Source organism: Haloarcula taiwanensis, from assembly GCA_002844335.1.
GTDB classification, from domain to species: domain Archaea; phylum Halobacteriota; class Halobacteria; order Halobacteriales; family Haloarculaceae; genus Haloarcula; species Haloarcula taiwanensis.
In genome coordinates this window covers 2,424,270-2,440,783 of record CP019154.1, presented here as the reverse complement: position 1 = coordinate 2,440,783, position 16,514 = coordinate 2,424,270, and the positions used below count along the sequence as shown (strand labels likewise).

Below are 16,514 nucleotides of genomic sequence, written 5' to 3'. Positions count from 1 at the left end.
ATAATTGGGTACGACCGCGGGCGTCCCACGCGCTCGCAGAGACACACCATGACGACACGCAGCATCTATTCCCCCGACGAACGCGGCGAGAGTGTGGACGAACAGGCCGAGTCCGAGGCGACTACCGGCCACGCCTGCCCGGACTGTGGCGGGAGCCTCGTCACCGACGACAGTCGCGGCGAGACCGTCTGCGAGTCGTGTGGACTCGTCGTCGACGAGGACGAGATTGACCACGGGCCGGAGTGGCGCGCCTTCGACAGTCAGGAACGCGACAACAAGCGCCGGGTCGGCGCGCCGACGACTGAGATGAAACACGACAGGGGCCTCTCGACCAACATCGGCTGGCAGGACAAGGACGCCTACGGCAACTCCCTGTCGACGCGCCAGCGCGAGAAGATGCAGCGCCTGCGCACCTGGGACGAGCGGTTCCGCACCCGCGACCACGCCGAGCGCAACCTCAAGCAGGCGCTGGGCGAAATCGACCGGATGGGTAGCGCGCTTGGCGTCCCCGAGAGCGCCCGCGAGACGGCCAGCGTCATCTATCGGCGCGCCCTCGACGAGGGCATGCTGCCCGGCCGCTCTATCGAAGGGATGGCGACCGCCGCGCTGTACGCCGCGGTCAGGCAGGCGAACCTCCCACAGACGCTCGACGACATGGCCGTCGTCAGCCGCGTCGACGAGATGGAGTTCACCCGCGCGTACCGCTATCTCAACCGCGAACTCTCCCTGCAGGTCGGCCCGCCGGACCCAGCAACCTACCTCAGCAAGTTCGTCTCCGAACTTAACGCCGATGACGCCCTCGAACGCCAGGCCCGCGCCCTCATCGAAGCGGGGAAGGAAGCGAACGTCCACAGCGGCAAGAGCCCCGTCGGCCTCGCCGCCGCGGCCATCTACGCCGCCGGCCTGCTGCTCGGCGAGGAGATGACACAGGAGACGGTCAGCGAGGCCACCGACATCAGCACCGTCACCATCCGCGAGCGCTACCGCGAACTGCTGGAAGCCGAAGCAGAGCTCGACGACAGCGCTGTCGACGCGGCCGGCAGCGCCGAACCCGGCGCGAGTGCCTAACCACGGCGCGCTGCTTCTTAGTCCCGTCCCTTTCCGAACCCTTTCTGCTGTTCCCCTGTCTAGATAGTCTATTGACCCGGGAGCGGACAGAGGCTCGCTGTCAGGACGACGATGTCGTCAGTGTGGTTGTGCGCCCCGTGGGCTTGCCCGCGCTCGTTCAGCACGACGCCCGGCGCGGCGATTGTCTCCTCGGAGTCGTCCTGCTGGACCGTCACCTCGCCGCGGACGACGTGGAACACGTTCGTCGCGTCACCGTGTTCGTGCGGGTCGATGGTCGCGTCCGGCCCCAGCGCGAACGCTTTCACCAGCACGTCGTCGGTCACCGCTAGCTCTCCGTCGATGACTTCGTCTGCTGCTGGTTCGGTATCGAACGCTGCCAATCTGTCGAGTGACATACCGGCACGTGGGCCGGCGTCGCCTTAGCCGTTCGGCTGCTGGGAAATCTGTCGCCGTGTGATTGCGTGAGTGAACAACCAGAAACGCCTCGTAGCCGTGTAGCCAGCCGATGCGCTCCGGGAATCCCGACGACATAACCACCGCAGAAGGTGACACGACCGAGGAGCGTGGTTCAAGAGACCGAAGCTCTCTCGACATCACGAAAGACGCAGAGCGTCTTTCGACCGACAGCGAGCCGCGGGACCGGAACGTATCGGGGGCTTTCTGGCTGTTCAAACACCTTCACGGGACAACCAAGCATCTCACCTCTCCCGTCAAGTGTCGGCCAGTGCTCGGGTCTCACCGGTGCCACGGCCCGGAACCGATACCCGTTGGTTGCTGGCGTCTCAGCCAGTCTGGATGCCGGACTGCGGCGCGATTCCCCGACCGGGGTTTATTACTTCCGCAGTCCGAACAGGATGTATGGATGTTTAGGAGAGAACAACTGTTCTCGGCGATGACGGCGTCGTACGTAATCGCGGTCACGCTCGCCCTCGTCATCGCCGCGATATTCGCGCCGGTCATCTGGAACGGCGTGCCAAGCGGTGGTGACGACGACCCGAGCGTCGCCGTCATCACTCTTCGCGGCGGCACAACCGACGCGAACGTCAACGCCGTCAAGCAAGACCTCCGCGAGGCACGGACCAACGAGTCAATCGAGGCGGTCGTCCTCCGGGTCGACAGCCCCGGCGGTCCGGTCGATTCGAGCGAGGAGTTCTACCTCGCGGTGAACAGGACCGCCAGCGAGATGCCCGTTGTCGCCTATGTCGAAGGCACGGCCGCTTCGGGCGGCTACTACGGTATCGTCCCGGCCGACGAGATCGTCGTCAAACCGAGTTCGAACGTCGGTAGCATCGGCGTCATCGTTCAGGCCCCGCTGAGCCTCATCGAGCAGGTCGAACAGCAGGGCGAGACGTTCGTCCGCTCGGGGCCGGATAAGGCTCAGATAAGCAAGGACGGGCTCCGTGAGGACATCGAGGTCCTCCAGCGGTCCTTCGTCGGGACGGTCATGCGCCACCGGGGCGAGCAACTGACGCTCTCCCGCGAGGAAGTCGCCAACGGGAACACGTACCTCGGAGCCCAGGCGACGCAGAACGGCTTCGCCGACCGCATCGGCGACACTGAGCTAGCAATCGAGCGGGCCGCCGCGCTCTCGGATGATATCGAGGGCGACGGGTACGACGTGGTGTATCAGGGCAGTGGTGGTGCCGAATTCAACGTCATCATCGTCCCTGCCGGCGCTGAAACCGTCCAGGGCGCAAACAACGTGACCTATCTCGTCCACCCCGACGACAGCGAGACGACGTTCCGCGAACCGGTGAAGTACTACGCCGTCTGGGGAATCCCTGCCGACGACAACAACGCAACGGTGATCCGCAATGACTGAGGGCCGTATCGTCAAGCCGCTCGCCGTGTTTATCGTCGTTCTCGTGGCGATACTGGGTGGGACGTTCCTCCTCGCAGTCGTCAACCCGGGGTCATCGGGGCCGCCCGACGGCCAATCTATCGACGGTCAGTCCCCGTCACAGTACCAGCCCGACGCTGTCAATGCGCCTGTCGACCCAGAAGAGGGACAGATATCGGTCGACGCTGAGGCACGTGGGCAGCGAATACTCGTCGACACGAGCCACGGCAATCAGGTGTCTGAATCCGAACTCGAGCCGATTATCGAGGCCGTGTTCGAAGCGGGCCACACCGTTGAGTACGGCACCGCCGGCACTGCTTCGTTCGCCGATTCGCTGGGCCAGTACGACGGTGTGCTCATCGTCCAGCCGCTTGGAAGCTACTCCGAAGAAGAGCGCGATGCGCTCCAGGAGTACACGGACGACGGCGGGCGTGTCGTTGTCTTGGCTGAACCGACGCAGACGCGGCTCTCAACTGGCTTCACCCAGTCGACGACGACGGTGTCGTTCGGAGCCAACAACGCCACCGAGCGCTACGGCGTTCGGATGGGGTCCGAACAGCTCTACAACGTCGACGACGCGGCCAACGACAACAATTTCAAGGCCATCTACGCGTCACCGAGTGGTGACGGCGAACTGACCGACGGTGTCGAGACGATCACCTTCGACACCGCCGGCTACGCGGTGGTAAACGGCGATGCCGAGACGAAGTTCACCGCTGCCGATGGCACCCGAACGCTGGAGACGCGGCGTACCGGAACGTACGCGACAGTCGTCCGCAACGACAACATGGTGTTCGTCACTGACTCGACGTTCATACGCAGTTCCGAAATATACGACGCCGACAACGAGGTGTTCATCGGAAACCTGCTTTCCTTCCTGCTTGACGGTGAAGCACCCGATCCCGGCGGTGCCGCGAGCACGGATCCCGGATTCGGGGCTGGTGGTGACACTTCCACCCCGGCCGGAACACCAGCGGAGTCGACCCCCAGCCCGACTCCGACGCCCGCACCCACCCCAAGTGGGTCCTGATTCGGGCTGCTCGGAACGCGATCGCCCGCGCCTTCACTGATTGGTGATGCTGATCGTCGTCTCGCTGTACAAGCCATGCTCGCCGGCGTTGGCAACGCTCAGTCCGGCGCTAATGGTGTACTCTCCGGCTGGCGCGGGTTCCCACTCGTCGTCGCTCACCCGGAACATCCGGTCCCACTGTCGCCTGAACTGCTTTCGCTCGCCGCGGTCAAACCGGAGGCTGCCGGCCTCGCTGGGCACGCTATCGACGTGGGACGCCTCGGGCACTCCATCGACGTACCACGTCCACGGCCGCGGCGAGTCCGTCGGGAGCGTTATCGGCACCGGAAGCCCGTTCCGAATCGTCACGACGAACGGCACCTTCGTTCCCGCCGGATACGACGCCTGTGGGACCTCGATATCGACCGACACTGCACGATAGCGGAGCCACGTCGGGAGCAGCAGGTCGCTCCAAGCCCGGCCGTTGATACTGCGTGCGGCCTGTGGCCGCCCTCCGCGCTCGGTAGGTGCCTGTGGCTCCTCGTCGTCGCGGTGGAGTGCCCCCGAGTCGTAGATGCGACGCATCGTCTGCACATGGGTCGGCGTGCGCAAAAGTGTTCGTCGGTCAGCGGGGCTGTTCGGCCGTGTCCGGCCGCGTCCATCTGCGAAGCAGGAGACGAGCAGACAGTTCGCAGGACTGTCACCACGCCACGTATGTGACAAATAGCCAAACACACTAAGTGGCCTGCCCTCTCAGGTGTCAGCAAGCCTCTTGTTCTGATGCTATCACCAAGTGACACGGTTCGGCTGTTGTACGTCGACGACGAGCCGGATTTCGCGGCAACGGCTGCTGCGTTTCTTGAGCGTGAGAACGACCGGTTCCGCGTCGAGACGGCGCCGAACGCGGAAGACGCGCTGGAGCGGCTTGCGGAGTCACCGGTTGATTGTATCGTGTCGGACTACGACATGCCCGGACGCGACGGTATCGAGTTCCTCGAAGCCGTCCGCAAGGAGTACCCCGACCTCCCGCTCATCCTGTTTACTGGAAAGGGAAGCGAGGAAGTCGCGAGCGACGCTATCTCGGCCGGTGTCACCGATTACATGCAGAAGGAAGGGGGCACAGACCAGTACACATTGCTGGCTAATCGGGTCCAGAACGTGGTGGCGGCGAAACAGTCGGCAACCGAGGCCAAGCGCCGGCGACACCGACTCGAACAGATACTCAAGACCGTCCCGTCGTGTGTCGTGCAACTCGACCGCGACGGCCAGTTCGTGTTCGCCAATCAGCGCGCCGTCGACGTTCTCGGACTGTCGCAGTCGGCGGTGAAAGACCGGGCCTACAACGACCCGAAGTGGGATATCCGGGACTTCGACGGGAACCCGATACCGGACGCGGAGCTCCCGTTTCGACAGGTGCTTGAAACCGGCCAGCCCCTGGCCGACGCTCGGCACACGATTCACTGGCCGGACGGCACGGAGAAGGTGCTCTCCGTGAACGGTGCGCCGCTGTTCGACGAGGACGGGGCTGTCGAAAGCGTGGTCTGTACGCTGACCGATATCACCGACAAGCGCGACCAGAAGCGGGACCTACAGGAAACCGAACGCCGACTCCAGCTGGCTCTAGAGGCCAGCGAAACGGGAGTCTGGGAATGGAACTACGAGACAGACAAGGTTGTGTTGAGCGACACGCTCGAACGGCTCTTGGGCTTCGAGCCCGGTGGGTTCGACGGGACGCTGTCGGCCGTGTTCGACCTGATTCACCCCGAGGACTCCCATGAAGTCCGCGAGCAGATAGAGCGAGCAGTCGAAACGGACAGCATCTACGACGGAGAGTTCCGGGTAATCGACGTGGACGGGAACGTCCGATGGGGGTCCGTTCGGGGACAGCCCCTATCAGACGACGACAGGACACTGATGGTCGGCGTCCACCACGACATCACCGAGCAGAGAGAACGTGAGCGTGACCTGCGGAGAGCAGAGCGACGGCTCGAAGCGATTCTGGAAAACACCACGACCCCGATGTTCATGAAAGACGACGACGGGCAGTACATCTTCGTCAACCACGGCTATCGGGAGATGACTGGGCTCACTGACGCGGAAATCGTCGGCCGCACCGACTTCGAGTTGTTCCCGGAAGAAACAGCCGAAACGGCGTGGACAAACGACCGTGCCGTCCTACACACTGGCGAACCGCTGGAGGTTGAGGAGCGTATCGTTATCGACGGCGAGGCACAGCAGTATCTCTCGACAAAGGTCCCGATATACGACACGGGGGAGCGGTCCGACCCCGATACCCCGGTCGCCGTGTTCGGCATCGCAAGCGATATTACCGACATTCGCGAGCAAGAACGGGAGCTACAGCGTGAGCGCGACCGGCTCGCCGAGTTTGCCAGCGTCGTCAGCCACGACCTTCGCAGTCCTCTGAGCGCCGCACAGGGACGATTGAAGCTCACCCGAACAACCGGTGATGAGAGCCATCTGGCGGGGATCGAGACTGCGCTCGACCGGATGGAGCGCATTATCGATGACGTGTTGCTTCTGGCTCGCCAGGGGCGAGACATCAAGGAGCCCGAGCCGGTTTCGCTCCGTGACGCGGTTGCGGATGCCTGGGAGATGGTCTCTCAGGACGCCGGGGACGGGACCCTCGGCTTCGCCGACACTGTCGGGCGGGACGTGACGATTACCGCCGACCGGCCGCGCCTGCTGCAACTGCTCGAAAACCTGCTCCGGAACAGTGTGGAACACGGTTCCACGAGCTGTTCGACGGGAGTCGATGACAGTGCGGAACACGGGTCGGTCGAGCCACGGTCACAGGACCAGACGGATGTGGACCACGGCGCTACCAGCAGCCAGACGAAGCCAGAGGACACAGCTAACGGCAAGTGCGTGACAATAACTATCGGAACCGCCGAAGACGGTTTCTACGTCGCAGACGATGGCCCCGGCGTCCCAGGAGCCAAGCGTGGGACACTGTTCGAGGCGGGATACTCGACCGACGACGATGGCACCGGGTTCGGACTGGCGATTGTCGACCGCATCGCTGAGGCCCACGGCTGGTCGGTCGACGTGTCGGAAAGCGCCGACGGCGGGGCACGATTCGAGATTACCGGCGTCGAGTTCGAATAGCGGCCGGGTCACACCGCGTCACGCATCGGTGGCTCCGGGCTATCCGGTCCGTGTCGGTGCATCCGGATACGCGTCGTCGTACAGCAGGCAGGCGATACGGTGGTCGTCGCCGACATCGAACAGCGCTGGGTCGGTTCGCTCACAGGGCGATTCGAAGGCGTCGTTCAGCACCGTCCGCGCGGCTTCGAACGCCCCGTTGTGCAGGTGGTCTAGCGTCGTCGCGAGCACGTCCTCGGCCTCGCGGTCGCCGACCGTGTCCGGGAGGCCGAACTCGGCTCGGACCCGCGTGTCGAGGGCCGACCGTGAGAGCTGACTGCGGTCCTCGTCCTCGACGCCCTCCTGCACTGCGGTCACCGCTTCCAGCGAGTCGGCTTTGCGGAGCCGCTGTTTCAGGTCCATCAGTGACCGCCACTCCGACTGTGCCATGTCTGTCCCCTCGGGCTGGATAACCTTCGGACAGCGGGTGTGGAACCGACAGCCAGACGGCGGGTTCAGCGGCGATGGAACGTCGCCAGAGAGGAAAATACGGTCGCCCTCCCAGCCGGGATCTGGCTCCGGAATGGCGGACAGCAGCGCCTCGGCGTAGGGGTGATACGGCGGCTGAAACACGTCTTCGGTCGGGCCGACCTCGGCGAACTCTCCGAGATAGAGGACACCAACGCGGTCGGCAATGTGTTCGACGACGCTGAGGTCGTGCGCGATGACGATATAGGAGAGGCCGAACTCCGACTGCAGGTCCGCGAGCAGGTTCAGAATCTGGGCCTGCACGCTCACGTCCAGTGCCGAGACGGGTTCGTCACAGACGATGACCTCGGGGTCGACGGCGAGCGCCCGGGCGATGCCGATACGCTGGCGCTGGCCGCCGGAAAACTCGTGGGGGTAGCGGTGGGCGTGCCGCTGATTGAGTCCCACGGTTTCCAGCAGATCGCTGACGCGCTCGGTCCGGGCCTCGCCCTCGGCGATGTCGTGGATGTCCAGTGGCTCACCGACGATGTCGCCGACCGTCAGCCGCGGATTAAGGCTGGCAAAGGGGTCCTGAAAGATGTACTGGATGTCCTTTCGGAGCGCCCGGAGGCGGTCGTCAGAAGCTGCCGTCAGGTCCTCACCCTTGTACCGGACCGTCCCGGCCGTGGGTTCGATGAGCCGCAGCAGGCTCTGGGCGAGTGTCGTCTTGCCACAGCCGGACTCCCCGACGATACCGAGTGTCTCCCCGGGGTACAGTTCGAGGTCGACGCCGTCCAGCGCCTTCACTTCCTGATTCCGGCCCAGCAGGGTATCGATGAGGCTCCCCCCGGATTCGTAGTACTTTGTGAGGTTCTCGACCTCCAGAACGGGGTTGTCCGCCGTCCTAGCCATCTTGCCGGCCTCCAGTCTCGTCGTCCACGTCGTCGCTCTGGTCAAGCAGGTCGGTATCGGCTCCAACCGGGTCGGAATCGGCGCGAAGCGGATCGGAGTCGGCCCGGCGCTTCTCGGCGTCCGACGCGTGGAGACGGGCGTTCGACTGTGGCTCGGTGGGCGGCGCGTCCCGGCCTTTCACTTCGACCTCGTAATCCAGTTCGCCGTCGAGGTCGCCGGTGTAGGCCAGACAGGCTGCTGCCCGGTCGGACAGACCGACACCGTCCCCGGTGTCGGGGTCGACGAGCGGCGGCTGTTTGCGCGTACACACCTCTTCGGCGAAGGGACACCGCGGGTGGAAGCTACAGCCGGAGGGCACCTCTACGAGGTCCGGCATCGTCCCCGGAATCGTCTGGAGGCGGTCCTGCCGGTCGCCGATGCGGGGGATGGCGCTCATCAGCCCGACGGTGTAGGGGTGTTTCGGGTCGTAGTACAGCTCTTCGACGGTCGCCGTCTCGACGGCGCGGCCGGCGTACATTACCATCACCCGGTCGCACAGCTCCGCGATGACCCCGAGGTCGTGGGTGATGAGCTGGATGGCCGTGTCGTACTCCTCGGCGAGCCGTTCCAGCCGGTCCAGAATCTTCGCCTCGATGGTCACGTCGAGCGCCGTCGTCGGCTCGTCGGCGATGAGCAGGTCGGGGTCACAGGACAGCGCCATGGCGATGACGACCCGCTGTTGCATCCCGCCGGAGAACTCGTGGGGGTAGTCGTCGTAGCGGGCCGCCGGTTCGGGGATGCCTACGTCGTCGAGCAGGCGGATAGCCCGCTCGCGGGCGGCCGTGTCATCGTAGTCGAGGTGGTGGCGGATCGCCTCGGCGATCTGCTCGCCGACGGTGTAGACGGGATTGAGTGCGGTCTGTGCGTCCTGAAATATCATCGCGATGTCGTTGCCCCGCACGTCTCGAACGTCGGATTCGGACAGTTCCATGAGGTCTTCACCGTCGAAACGGACGGTCCCGCTCTCGATGCGGCCAGGCTCTTCGATGAGTCGCATTACCGATAGCGCGGTGACGCTCTTGCCCGCGCCGCTCTCGCCGACGACGCCGAACTTCTCGCCGCGCTCAATGCGAAAGGAAAGGTCGTCGACGGCGGTGACGACGCCCTCCTCGGTGTAGAACTTGACCGTGAGGTCCTCGACTTCCAGCAGCGCCATCAGACCTCGCCCCCGCGGGCCACGTCTTCGCTCTCCTGTGCGTCCAGCGCGTCGTTGATGCCGTCGCCGATGAGGTTCATCGACATGACAAACAGGAAGATTGCGCCGCCGGGGAAGACGGTGACCCACCAGGGAATCGACCCGCCCGGTCCTTGGACGATGGTCTCGCGGGTCTGGTCCAGCATCGTGCCCCACTCGGCGGAGCTGGGTGGGAGACCCAGCCCGAGGAACCCAAGGGCCGCCACGCCGATAACGACAGTCCCGATGGAGAGGGAAGCCTGGACGACAAGCGGCGCGATGGCGTTGGGGACGACGTGTCTGAAGATGACACGGCGGTCCCGCGCTCCCAGCGCTTTCGCCGCCAGCACGTACTCGTTTTCTTTGACTTTCAGAATCTCGCCGCGTATCAGTCGGGCGTAGCCCGCCCAGCCGATAGCGGTGAAGGCGAGCACCAGCTCCCAGTACCCCTTGCCGAGCACGGCGACGATGATGAGCGCGAGCAGAAGGCCGGGGAACGCGAAGATGAGGTCGAGTATCCGCATCATCACCTCGTCGACCCGGCCGCCGTAGTAGCCGGCGACCGCGCCGTACACCAGCCCGATTACGGCGGTGACGAGGACGACGATGAAGCCGATAGAGAGGCTGAACCGGCCGCCGTACAGCACGCGGGAGAACACGTCCCGCGCGGAGCCGTCGGTGCCGAAGGGATGGGCCAGCGACGGGGCCTCGTAGGCGCTCACGTCGAGGCCCTGTGCGTACAGGATGGCGCTCGGGTCGTACGGCGCGAGCGAGAACGGCTGGACGGTGACGCCCGCGACCGTAATTGGACGGGCGAACACCGCGAGCAGCGCCATCGCCGTGACGATGTACAGCCCGAGCATGGCGCTGCGGTTCCGGCGGAACTCGCGCCAGGCGCGCGCCCACCGGCTCTCTGTCCCCGTGTCTCTCGTCTCTGTCCAGTCGGATAGCGGTTCGCGGGACTCGACGCGGTCGGCGTCGAACCCCGTTATCCGGATGCGTCCTCGGTCCGTACTCATAGGTCAATCATAGCGGATTCGTGGGTCAAGCACAGCGTACATGATGTCTGCAAGCAGGTTCGCGAGGATGATCGTCACGCCGGTAAACAGCGTGATGGCCATGATGAGGTCGACCTCGCGGCCGATGATCGCGCCGACGAAGGCCCGTCCCAGCCCGGGCCAGGCGAACACCTGCTCGACGACGACGGCACCGGCGAAGATGCTCGCGGTCAGGAACGCAGCGATGGTCGTCACCGAGATGAGCGAGTTCCGCAGGACGTGTTTCAACACGACCGTTCGCTCGGGCAGTCCCTTCGCCCGCGCCGCCGTGACGTACTCTTTGTTCAGTTCCTCTGCCATCGACGACCGCATCACGCGCATCAGCGTCGCCGACGACGCCGTCCCGATGGTGACTCCCGGGAGGACGAGATACCACAGCATCTCGTGGGAGAGCAGCGGCTTGTCCGGGGCCAGCACCGGCCACAGGTCCAGCCAGAGCGCGAACACGAGGATGAGCATCAGGCCGAGCCAGAAGTTCGGCAGGGAGATGCCCGACAGGGCGAACACCCGCGAGAGGTCGTCGCCCAGCGTGTCCTTGTTCACCGCGGCGTAGATGCCGGTCGGGATGGCGATGAGCAGGGCGATGGCCCAGCCGAACAGCCCCAGCGCGACGGTTTCGGGGAGCCGAGCAAGAATGTAGGGCAGGACCGGCTGGTCGACGCTGATGACCGTCCCGAGGTCGCCCTGCAGGACGTTGCTCATCCACGTGAGGTACTGCTGCCAGACCGGACCGTCGAGGCCGTACCTGGCGCGTATCGCGGCCTCCTCGGCCGCCGAAATCTGCGGATTCAGGGCGACCATCTGGTCGATGGGGTCCCCCGGCGTCAGGTGGACCAGCGCGAAGGTAAGCACCGAGACGCCGAACAGTATCGGCACCGTCGCCGCCACGCGAACCGCGACGAATCGTCTGAGGCTCATCGTACTGAGTCACTCCCGATCCAGATATGCGACCTGCTGGTCCGTCGGGTCGTGCAGCCCGTATGGCAGGATGCCGCTGGAGAACGTGTACGTGTTGTGCCCGACGTAGTCGGTCGACAGCGACGAGACGTTCGTCCCGAAGACGGTGTAGCTGTTCGGGGCCTGCTCGATGAGGCCCCGCCACACCTGGTCGTACTGCTCGCCGCGGAACTGCGGGTCCTCGACGGCCTCGACCGAGAACCGCGCCTCCGTCGCTATCTCGTCGAGGTCCGGCGTGTCGACCCGCTGGAAGTTACAGCACTGCCCGAAGTTGTCGATGGAGTTGACGGCGTCGTAGAAGCTCCCGGGGTTGAACGTGCCCGAGAGGCCGATGAGGACGATGTTGCCCTGCTGGTAGTACTCCGGCCCGAGGATGCGCTGGACGAAGGTCGTGAACTCGAAGGTCTCGACGCTGATGTCGAAAAACTCCGTGTTGCTCATCACCTGGGCGATGAGTTCGGCCTCGCGCACGCGGTCGTCGGAGGTGTTTGTCTCGATGGTCGCCTCGATGGGCGTCTCGACGCCGAGGTCGTCGACGGCCTCCTGCAGGAGTTCGGTCGCGGCCTCGGTGTCCTGTTCGGTCTGTGGGCGCAGTTCCTCGACCAGCGCGTTGTAATCCGCCGACCCCTCGTCGGCGGCCAGCTCCGGCAGCGGCGTGTACGCCGGGTTCCGGTAGCCGTTGTAGATGTTCTCGGCGATCTGGGCGCGCGGAATCAGCTGATTGACGCCCCGGCGGACCCGCTCGTCGTCCCACGGCGAGACGGTGACGGGGTACTGGAGGAAGTTGTACGCCCCGGCGTTGGTCACGCTGAGCCGGTAGTCCTCCGCGCTCCGGTACTCGCCGTAGGTGTCGCTCGTGAGCCCGTAGGTGAGGTCTATCTCGCCGTTGTTGAGCGCGGCCGCCCGGGTCGCGTCGTCTTGCACGATAGCGACCGTGACCGCGTCGACGACCGGGCTCGTCGGGAACCCCTCTGGCCCGTCCCACCACTCCAGCGCGTCGAGGCCAAGGTCGTCCAGCCAGTAGTCGTCGAACGTGCTGAACTCGGCGCGCTGTTCGGCCTCGTAGGACTCGAACTCGAAGGGGCCGGTCCCGATCGGCGTCAGGTCGTTTCGCGGGTCCGCGCCAGTGTCGGGATACTCTTCGATGTGCTCCATCGGGTACACTGTCGTCGGGAGCTGGCTGTCGGCCTCGGCGTCGGGCTCCTGTCCGTAGATGTCGACGGTGTAGTCGTCGACGGCCTCCGCGTAGAGAAAGGAGTCGAAGGTCTGAGCCGAAATCGAGGAGTTCTCAAGCACCTCATACGACCGGGCGACGTGCTCTGCGGTCATCTCCTCGCCGTTGTGGAAGGTGACCCCCTCGTGGAGTTCGGCCCGGTACTTGATCCCGTAGGTGCCGTCTGCAACGGCATCAGGCGCTTCATTGACCGTCAGGACCTCGCCGGCCTCGGGGTTCCTGATGATGATCTGGTCGTCGGCAACGAGGTTCCCCTCGTCGTCCGTCTCCGCCGACACCATGTACGGCTCGTAGGCCCCGTCCTCGACTTCTTTGACGTCTATCCGTTCCCACGTCTTCGCGAGCCACGGGTACACAGTCCCCGCGGCGTCCTGCGTGATGAGACTCTCGTAGATGAGTCCGTGGACGTTGCCGGCCGGCGCGCTGGTGCTGTATGACGGGTCGAAAGAATCGATACCCGCGCCGAGGCCGAACCTGAGTGTCCCGCCGTCCTGAATCTCGTCGACGGCGACCTCCGCCCGCTCCCGGACCGGGTCGAGGCTCTGTCCACCCTCGCTTTCGCCGTCTCCACCTCCGTCAGTGCCGGCGCTACAACCGGCGAGTGTCATTACTGTTGCCGCGCCCGCCGTCTTGAGGACGCGCCGTCGCGTCACTGTACTCGTGCCTGCAGCTGCGTCATGAGACATTCCCGTTGACCTCGAAAGTTATGCGTTATGTTGCCCTCCCACACACTTATAGCATAACGGCGCTCGGAGTCGGGCAGCATCGGTACGCGACAGGCCGGGAGCATACTACACGGCGCCGATACAGACCCCGCTGGTGAGCTTCACCTCTCGGCTGAACTGCGCTGGTGTATAGCCTCCGGCCAGAGATACGCCATCCTCTGACGACGCGCTGTCGAGACCGAGTTTAGGGGAGACGGCACGTAGGATTGGTCGTTCAACGGTGTCCTGATGCCGGGCGCTCCCGGTACGAACGACACTGCGCCCCGGTCAAAGCTGGGGCCGACACCTACAGTTGCGATTCGAGTTCGAGCGGCTGCTCAGAATGGCGGGCTGTAATCCTCGTACTCGTCCATCTCCTCCATGTCGTCGGTCTTCGAGGGCATGACCGCAGCGCGCGGCCCGCCGGACCGCACGACTTCGACGTCTTCGAGTCCGTCGACGCTCTCCGGGAGTCGGCGTTCGATTGCCTTCATCGTCATCGGAGCGATGCCACACCCCGAACACGCACCGCCGATGGCGACGGTGGCCGTGCCTTCGCTCTCGTCGATGTCGCGGACCTCGAAGTTGCCGCCGTGTTGCTGGATTTGCGGGACGTTGTTGCTCAAGTAGTTACGCGCCTGTCGTTCGAGTCCTTCAGCGCTCATGACGATTGTATATACGCACTAACCTATCATAAAAATGTCGTTTTTGGCATACCTAAAATACCGTTCCTTAGAGCTTCAGGAGTAATAATTTTGGCCACCCAAACAATTAGTATACTAATTCTATTAATTTTCGCACGGCCTAAAACAAGCTTGCTGTGGAGTCCTCGTTCAGGCGGTATCCTCATCCGGCGCCGTCGAACCAGCCTCTGAACCGTCCTGTTTCGTCTCGGCGTTGCAGGGCAGTGTGGCGGCCAGTCGCTCCGCGACCATCGGGCTGACTAGACCGGCCAGCTCCATCGCTTCCGTCTCGTGATCGTCGAGATCGAGAACCCCCCGAAAGAACCACGAGACGGTCACATACGTCTCGTGTAACTCCGCTGCCTCCTCATGCCCTGACTCTGTCAGCGTCACCCCCTCGTACGGCTCATATGTGACGAGATTCTCCTCTGCGAGTCGCTGGCACATCTCCGTCACCGCCGCCGGAGACCGATCAAGCATCTCCCCCAACTCTCCCGGGGCGACTGGCGGTTCGTCCCGGTGCTGGGCGATGTAAATCGCCAGCAGATACTCCGGTGCTGTGTTCATCGCTCCGACGGATCCGTCCGATTCCCGCTTACTGCCGTCGACTCCCCTGTCGACTGCTCACCGGCTCCGAAGACCACCACGTATGCCCACGCCCACAGTCGGGCATGTGACCGCTGCGGGCGTTTACCCATTCCCATCATCTCGATATTTCCGTCCCCACCCATCAGGCAGACGCCCCCAGTACTGTCGGTAGAGCACTGACCGAGCGGCCGCTCGTCGGTGGACGCTCAGCATGATGCCCACACCGTACGTCGGGACCACGCGAACGGTGTCGATAGCGCCCTCGACGATATGAAACGGTCCGCCATCGATCCCTGCGTTGGTCTCCCCCCGTTTGTGCTCCGAACTCAGTACCGTCGTCTGCCATATGTTTTAGGCTTGCCTAATAATATAAAACGTCTGCGGTTTTTAGGACTGCCTAATTCAATCAGCGAAGTCGAGCCTACCGTCCGAGACTCTCACCCATCGCGTGGCACTCCACTCACCATCGAGGCGTTATCTCTGCCGTAATCGCTTCCCGAATCGCCTCGATCAGTTGGTTTGCCGAATTTGATATCGCATTATATGCTTTATCGGGAAAACCACTGGTCACCTCCGGCTCGTCGATGAACAGGCAAATACGGGTAGTAGCGGCTAAAACACCGCTACTCAGTAAAATCGGTAATAGAATCGAACGTGTCGACCGCCAGCCGTTCAGCGACTGCGTCTCTGTCCACGTCACTGATTTCCTGCGGGTATTTTCGTTCGAAGTAGCTCACGATGTTCTCAACATCGCGAGTTAGCAGTTCCCGGGCGTTTTCGTGGTCGGTCGGGACAGCCTGTGGCCAATCGAAAACGACCACGCCTTCATTCGTGACGAAGACGTTGTACTCGCTCATGTCCGCGTGGACGTACCCTTCGCGGTAGGCCGTCTGCATCTCTTCGAGGACGAGATCCAGAATCGGCAGTACCTGTTCCGTTTCGAGTTTCGTTCGGGAGAGTTCGACGCCGTCTATTTTTTCCATGACAATCGCATGGCGGTTCGTGTCGATTGGCTGGGGAACCGCCACGTTCGGATACAGCGTTTCGAGGGCATCGTACTCCCGTTCGGCGGCCTTCCGGGCGGTGTAGAGCCAAGAAACGTGGTCGCGGTCGGCGGTATACTCCCGCTCTTTCATCACTTCACGGAAATTGGTGTACCCCTCGCGGTGGTATTTCAGTGCCACCGGCTTGTACGATTGAGCCTCGTACACGTCGCTTTCCTTGCCGACACCCAGTGGAGACCCGACTCCTTCGATTGTGTCGCGCTCGGCGAATGTATGCAGCGCAAGCGTGTCGTACCCCTCGAAAGTGAGTTTGAACCCTTCGTACTGGATGGTCTTGCGCTCGACCAGTCCCCGGTCCGCACACCGGTCGAGCCGGTAGTCGACGTCTTCCGACGTCAGCCGTGAGAACTCGGTCAACTTCTCGCGGGCGACGTACTCCGAGAACCGCATCCCCTGCTCGACGCCGGAGAGCAGATGGAAGTCCTCGGGTTCCAGCTCCGCCATCACTGAAGCCACGTTCTGGACCATTAGCGTTCTCTACTCGATGGACTGGTAAAAGGCCGACGCGTTCGCCGGATAGAGGTGATAAATCTGTAGCCGCTATACAAAATACACATCTGGTCTCAGGCTGGTTGCTGTATCGGCGGACGACGAGCGCTCTGACCGGGGCGGCT

General features: G+C 63.7%; 14 protein-coding genes. 4 read left to right on the top strand and 10 right to left on the bottom strand.

The window, feature by feature from the left end:
• Positions 1-48 precede the first annotated feature (48 nt).
• Positions 49-1,068: a transcription initiation factor IIB 2 gene (locus BVU17_12320; protein AUG48268.1), complete on the top strand. Its 1,020-nt coding sequence runs from the start codon at positions 49-51 to the stop codon at positions 1,066-1,068.
• A 68-nt stretch (positions 1,069-1,136) separates the two neighbouring features.
• Here BVU17_12320 and BVU17_12315 read toward each other — a convergent pair whose 3' ends face one another.
• On the bottom strand, positions 1,137-1,463 hold the full coding sequence (locus tag BVU17_12315; protein AUG48267.1) for a cupin: 327 nt from the start codon (positions 1,461-1,463) through the stop codon (positions 1,137-1,139).
• A 497-nt stretch (positions 1,464-1,960) separates the two neighbouring features.
• Here BVU17_12315 and BVU17_12310 point away from each other — a divergent pair, with 497 nt between their 5' ends.
• A complete protein-coding gene (locus BVU17_12310; GenBank protein ID AUG48266.1) occupies positions 1,961-2,890 on the top strand; it encodes a signal peptide peptidase SppA in 930 nt (309 codons plus the stop codon).
• The gene (locus BVU17_12305; protein ID AUG48265.1) at positions 2,883-3,938 is read left to right on the top strand and encodes a hypothetical protein; all 1,056 of its coding nucleotides are present in this window, start codon (positions 2,883-2,885) and stop codon (positions 3,936-3,938) included. The genes BVU17_12310 and BVU17_12305 overlap by 8 nt, the downstream gene beginning before the upstream one ends.
• Before the next feature lie 33 nt (positions 3,939-3,971).
• Here the strand turns inward: BVU17_12305 and BVU17_12300 are convergent, their stop codons facing one another.
• Positions 3,972-4,502 (bottom strand): hypothetical protein, encoded by a 531-nt coding sequence (locus BVU17_12300; protein AUG48264.1) that lies wholly within the window; start codon positions 4,500-4,502, stop codon positions 3,972-3,974.
• Positions 4,503-4,697: 195 nt separating this feature from the next.
• Here BVU17_12300 and BVU17_12295 point away from each other — a divergent pair, with 195 nt between their 5' ends.
• A complete protein-coding gene (locus tag BVU17_12295) occupies positions 4,698-7,043 on the top strand; it encodes a hybrid sensor histidine kinase/response regulator (GenBank protein AUG48263.1) in 2,346 nt (781 codons plus the stop codon).
• Positions 7,044-7,082: 39 nt separating this feature from the next.
• On the opposite strand, the gene BVU17_12290 is transcribed toward BVU17_12295, so the two are convergent.
• From BVU17_12290 to BVU17_12255, 8 genes are all read right to left on the bottom strand, one after another.
• Positions 7,083-8,399 (bottom strand): peptide ABC transporter ATP-binding protein, encoded by a 1,317-nt coding sequence (locus BVU17_12290; protein AUG48262.1) that lies wholly within the window; start codon positions 8,397-8,399, stop codon positions 7,083-7,085.
• A complete protein-coding gene (locus BVU17_12285) occupies positions 8,392-9,594 on the bottom strand; it encodes an ABC transporter ATP-binding protein (protein AUG48261.1) in 1,203 nt (400 codons plus the stop codon). Before BVU17_12285 ends, BVU17_12290 begins: the two co-directional genes overlap by 8 nt.
• A complete protein-coding gene (locus BVU17_12280) occupies positions 9,594-10,631 on the bottom strand; it encodes a peptide ABC transporter permease (GenBank protein AUG48260.1) in 1,038 nt (345 codons plus the stop codon). The genes BVU17_12285 and BVU17_12280 overlap by 1 nt, the downstream gene beginning before the upstream one ends.
• Positions 10,632-10,634: 3 nt before the next feature.
• Positions 10,635-11,588: a peptide ABC transporter permease gene (locus tag BVU17_12275; protein ID AUG48259.1), complete on the bottom strand. Its 954-nt coding sequence runs from the start codon at positions 11,586-11,588 to the stop codon at positions 10,635-10,637.
• A 9-nt stretch (positions 11,589-11,597) separates the two neighbouring features.
• Positions 11,598-13,547, bottom strand: coding sequence for a peptide ABC transporter substrate-binding protein (locus tag BVU17_12270; protein AUG48258.1), 1,950 nt, complete (start codon positions 13,545-13,547; stop codon positions 11,598-11,600).
• Positions 13,548-13,903: 356 nt separating this feature from the next.
• Positions 13,904-14,230: a hypothetical protein gene (locus BVU17_12265; GenBank protein AUG48257.1), complete on the bottom strand. Its 327-nt coding sequence runs from the start codon at positions 14,228-14,230 to the stop codon at positions 13,904-13,906.
• Between the two features lie 168 nt (positions 14,231-14,398).
• A complete protein-coding gene (locus BVU17_12260) occupies positions 14,399-14,815 on the bottom strand; it encodes an iron-dependent repressor (protein AUG48256.1) in 417 nt (138 codons plus the stop codon).
• 644 nt (positions 14,816-15,459) lie between these two features.
• Positions 15,460-16,368: a serine/threonine protein phosphatase gene (locus tag BVU17_12255; GenBank protein ID AUG48255.1), complete on the bottom strand. Its 909-nt coding sequence runs from the start codon at positions 16,366-16,368 to the stop codon at positions 15,460-15,462.
• Positions 16,369-16,514: the final 146 nt, after the last annotated feature.

What these genes read in the sequence shown, in the direction of transcription:
- BVU17_12320 (AUG48268.1), top strand. Translation starts at nt 49, where the DNA reads ATGACGACACGCAGCATCTATTCCCCCGACGAACGCGGCGAGAGTGTG.
- BVU17_12315 (AUG48267.1), bottom strand. Translation starts at nt 1,463, where the DNA reads ATGTCACTCGACAGATTGGCAGCGTTCGATACCGAACCAGCAGCAGAC.
- BVU17_12310 (AUG48266.1), top strand. Translation starts at nt 1,961, where the DNA reads ATGACGGCGTCGTACGTAATCGCGGTCACGCTCGCCCTCGTCATCGCC.
- BVU17_12305 (AUG48265.1), top strand. Translation starts at nt 2,883, where the DNA reads ATGACTGAGGGCCGTATCGTCAAGCCGCTCGCCGTGTTTATCGTCGTT.
- BVU17_12300 (AUG48264.1), bottom strand. Translation starts at nt 4,502, where the DNA reads ATGCGTCGCATCTACGACTCGGGGGCACTCCACCGCGACGACGAGGAG.
- BVU17_12295 (AUG48263.1), top strand. Translation starts at nt 4,698, where the DNA reads ATGCTATCACCAAGTGACACGGTTCGGCTGTTGTACGTCGACGACGAG.
- BVU17_12290 (AUG48262.1), bottom strand. Translation starts at nt 8,399, where the DNA reads ATGGCTAGGACGGCGGACAACCCCGTTCTGGAGGTCGAGAACCTCACA.
- BVU17_12285 (AUG48261.1), bottom strand. Translation starts at nt 9,594, where the DNA reads ATGGCGCTGCTGGAAGTCGAGGACCTCACGGTCAAGTTCTACACCGAG.
- BVU17_12280 (AUG48260.1), bottom strand. Translation starts at nt 10,631, where the DNA reads ATGAGTACGGACCGAGGACGCATCCGGATAACGGGGTTCGACGCCGAC.
- BVU17_12275 (AUG48259.1), bottom strand. Translation starts at nt 11,588, where the DNA reads ATGAGCCTCAGACGATTCGTCGCGGTTCGCGTGGCGGCGACGGTGCCG.
- BVU17_12270 (AUG48258.1), bottom strand. Translation starts at nt 13,547, where the DNA reads ATGTCTCATGACGCAGCTGCAGGCACGAGTACAGTGACGCGACGGCGC.
- BVU17_12265 (AUG48257.1), bottom strand. Translation starts at nt 14,230, where the DNA reads ATGAGCGCTGAAGGACTCGAACGACAGGCGCGTAACTACTTGAGCAAC.
- BVU17_12260 (AUG48256.1), bottom strand. Translation starts at nt 14,815, where the DNA reads ATGAACACAGCACCGGAGTATCTGCTGGCGATTTACATCGCCCAGCAC.
- BVU17_12255 (AUG48255.1), bottom strand. Translation starts at nt 16,368, where the DNA reads ATGGTCCAGAACGTGGCTTCAGTGATGGCGGAGCTGGAACCCGAGGAC.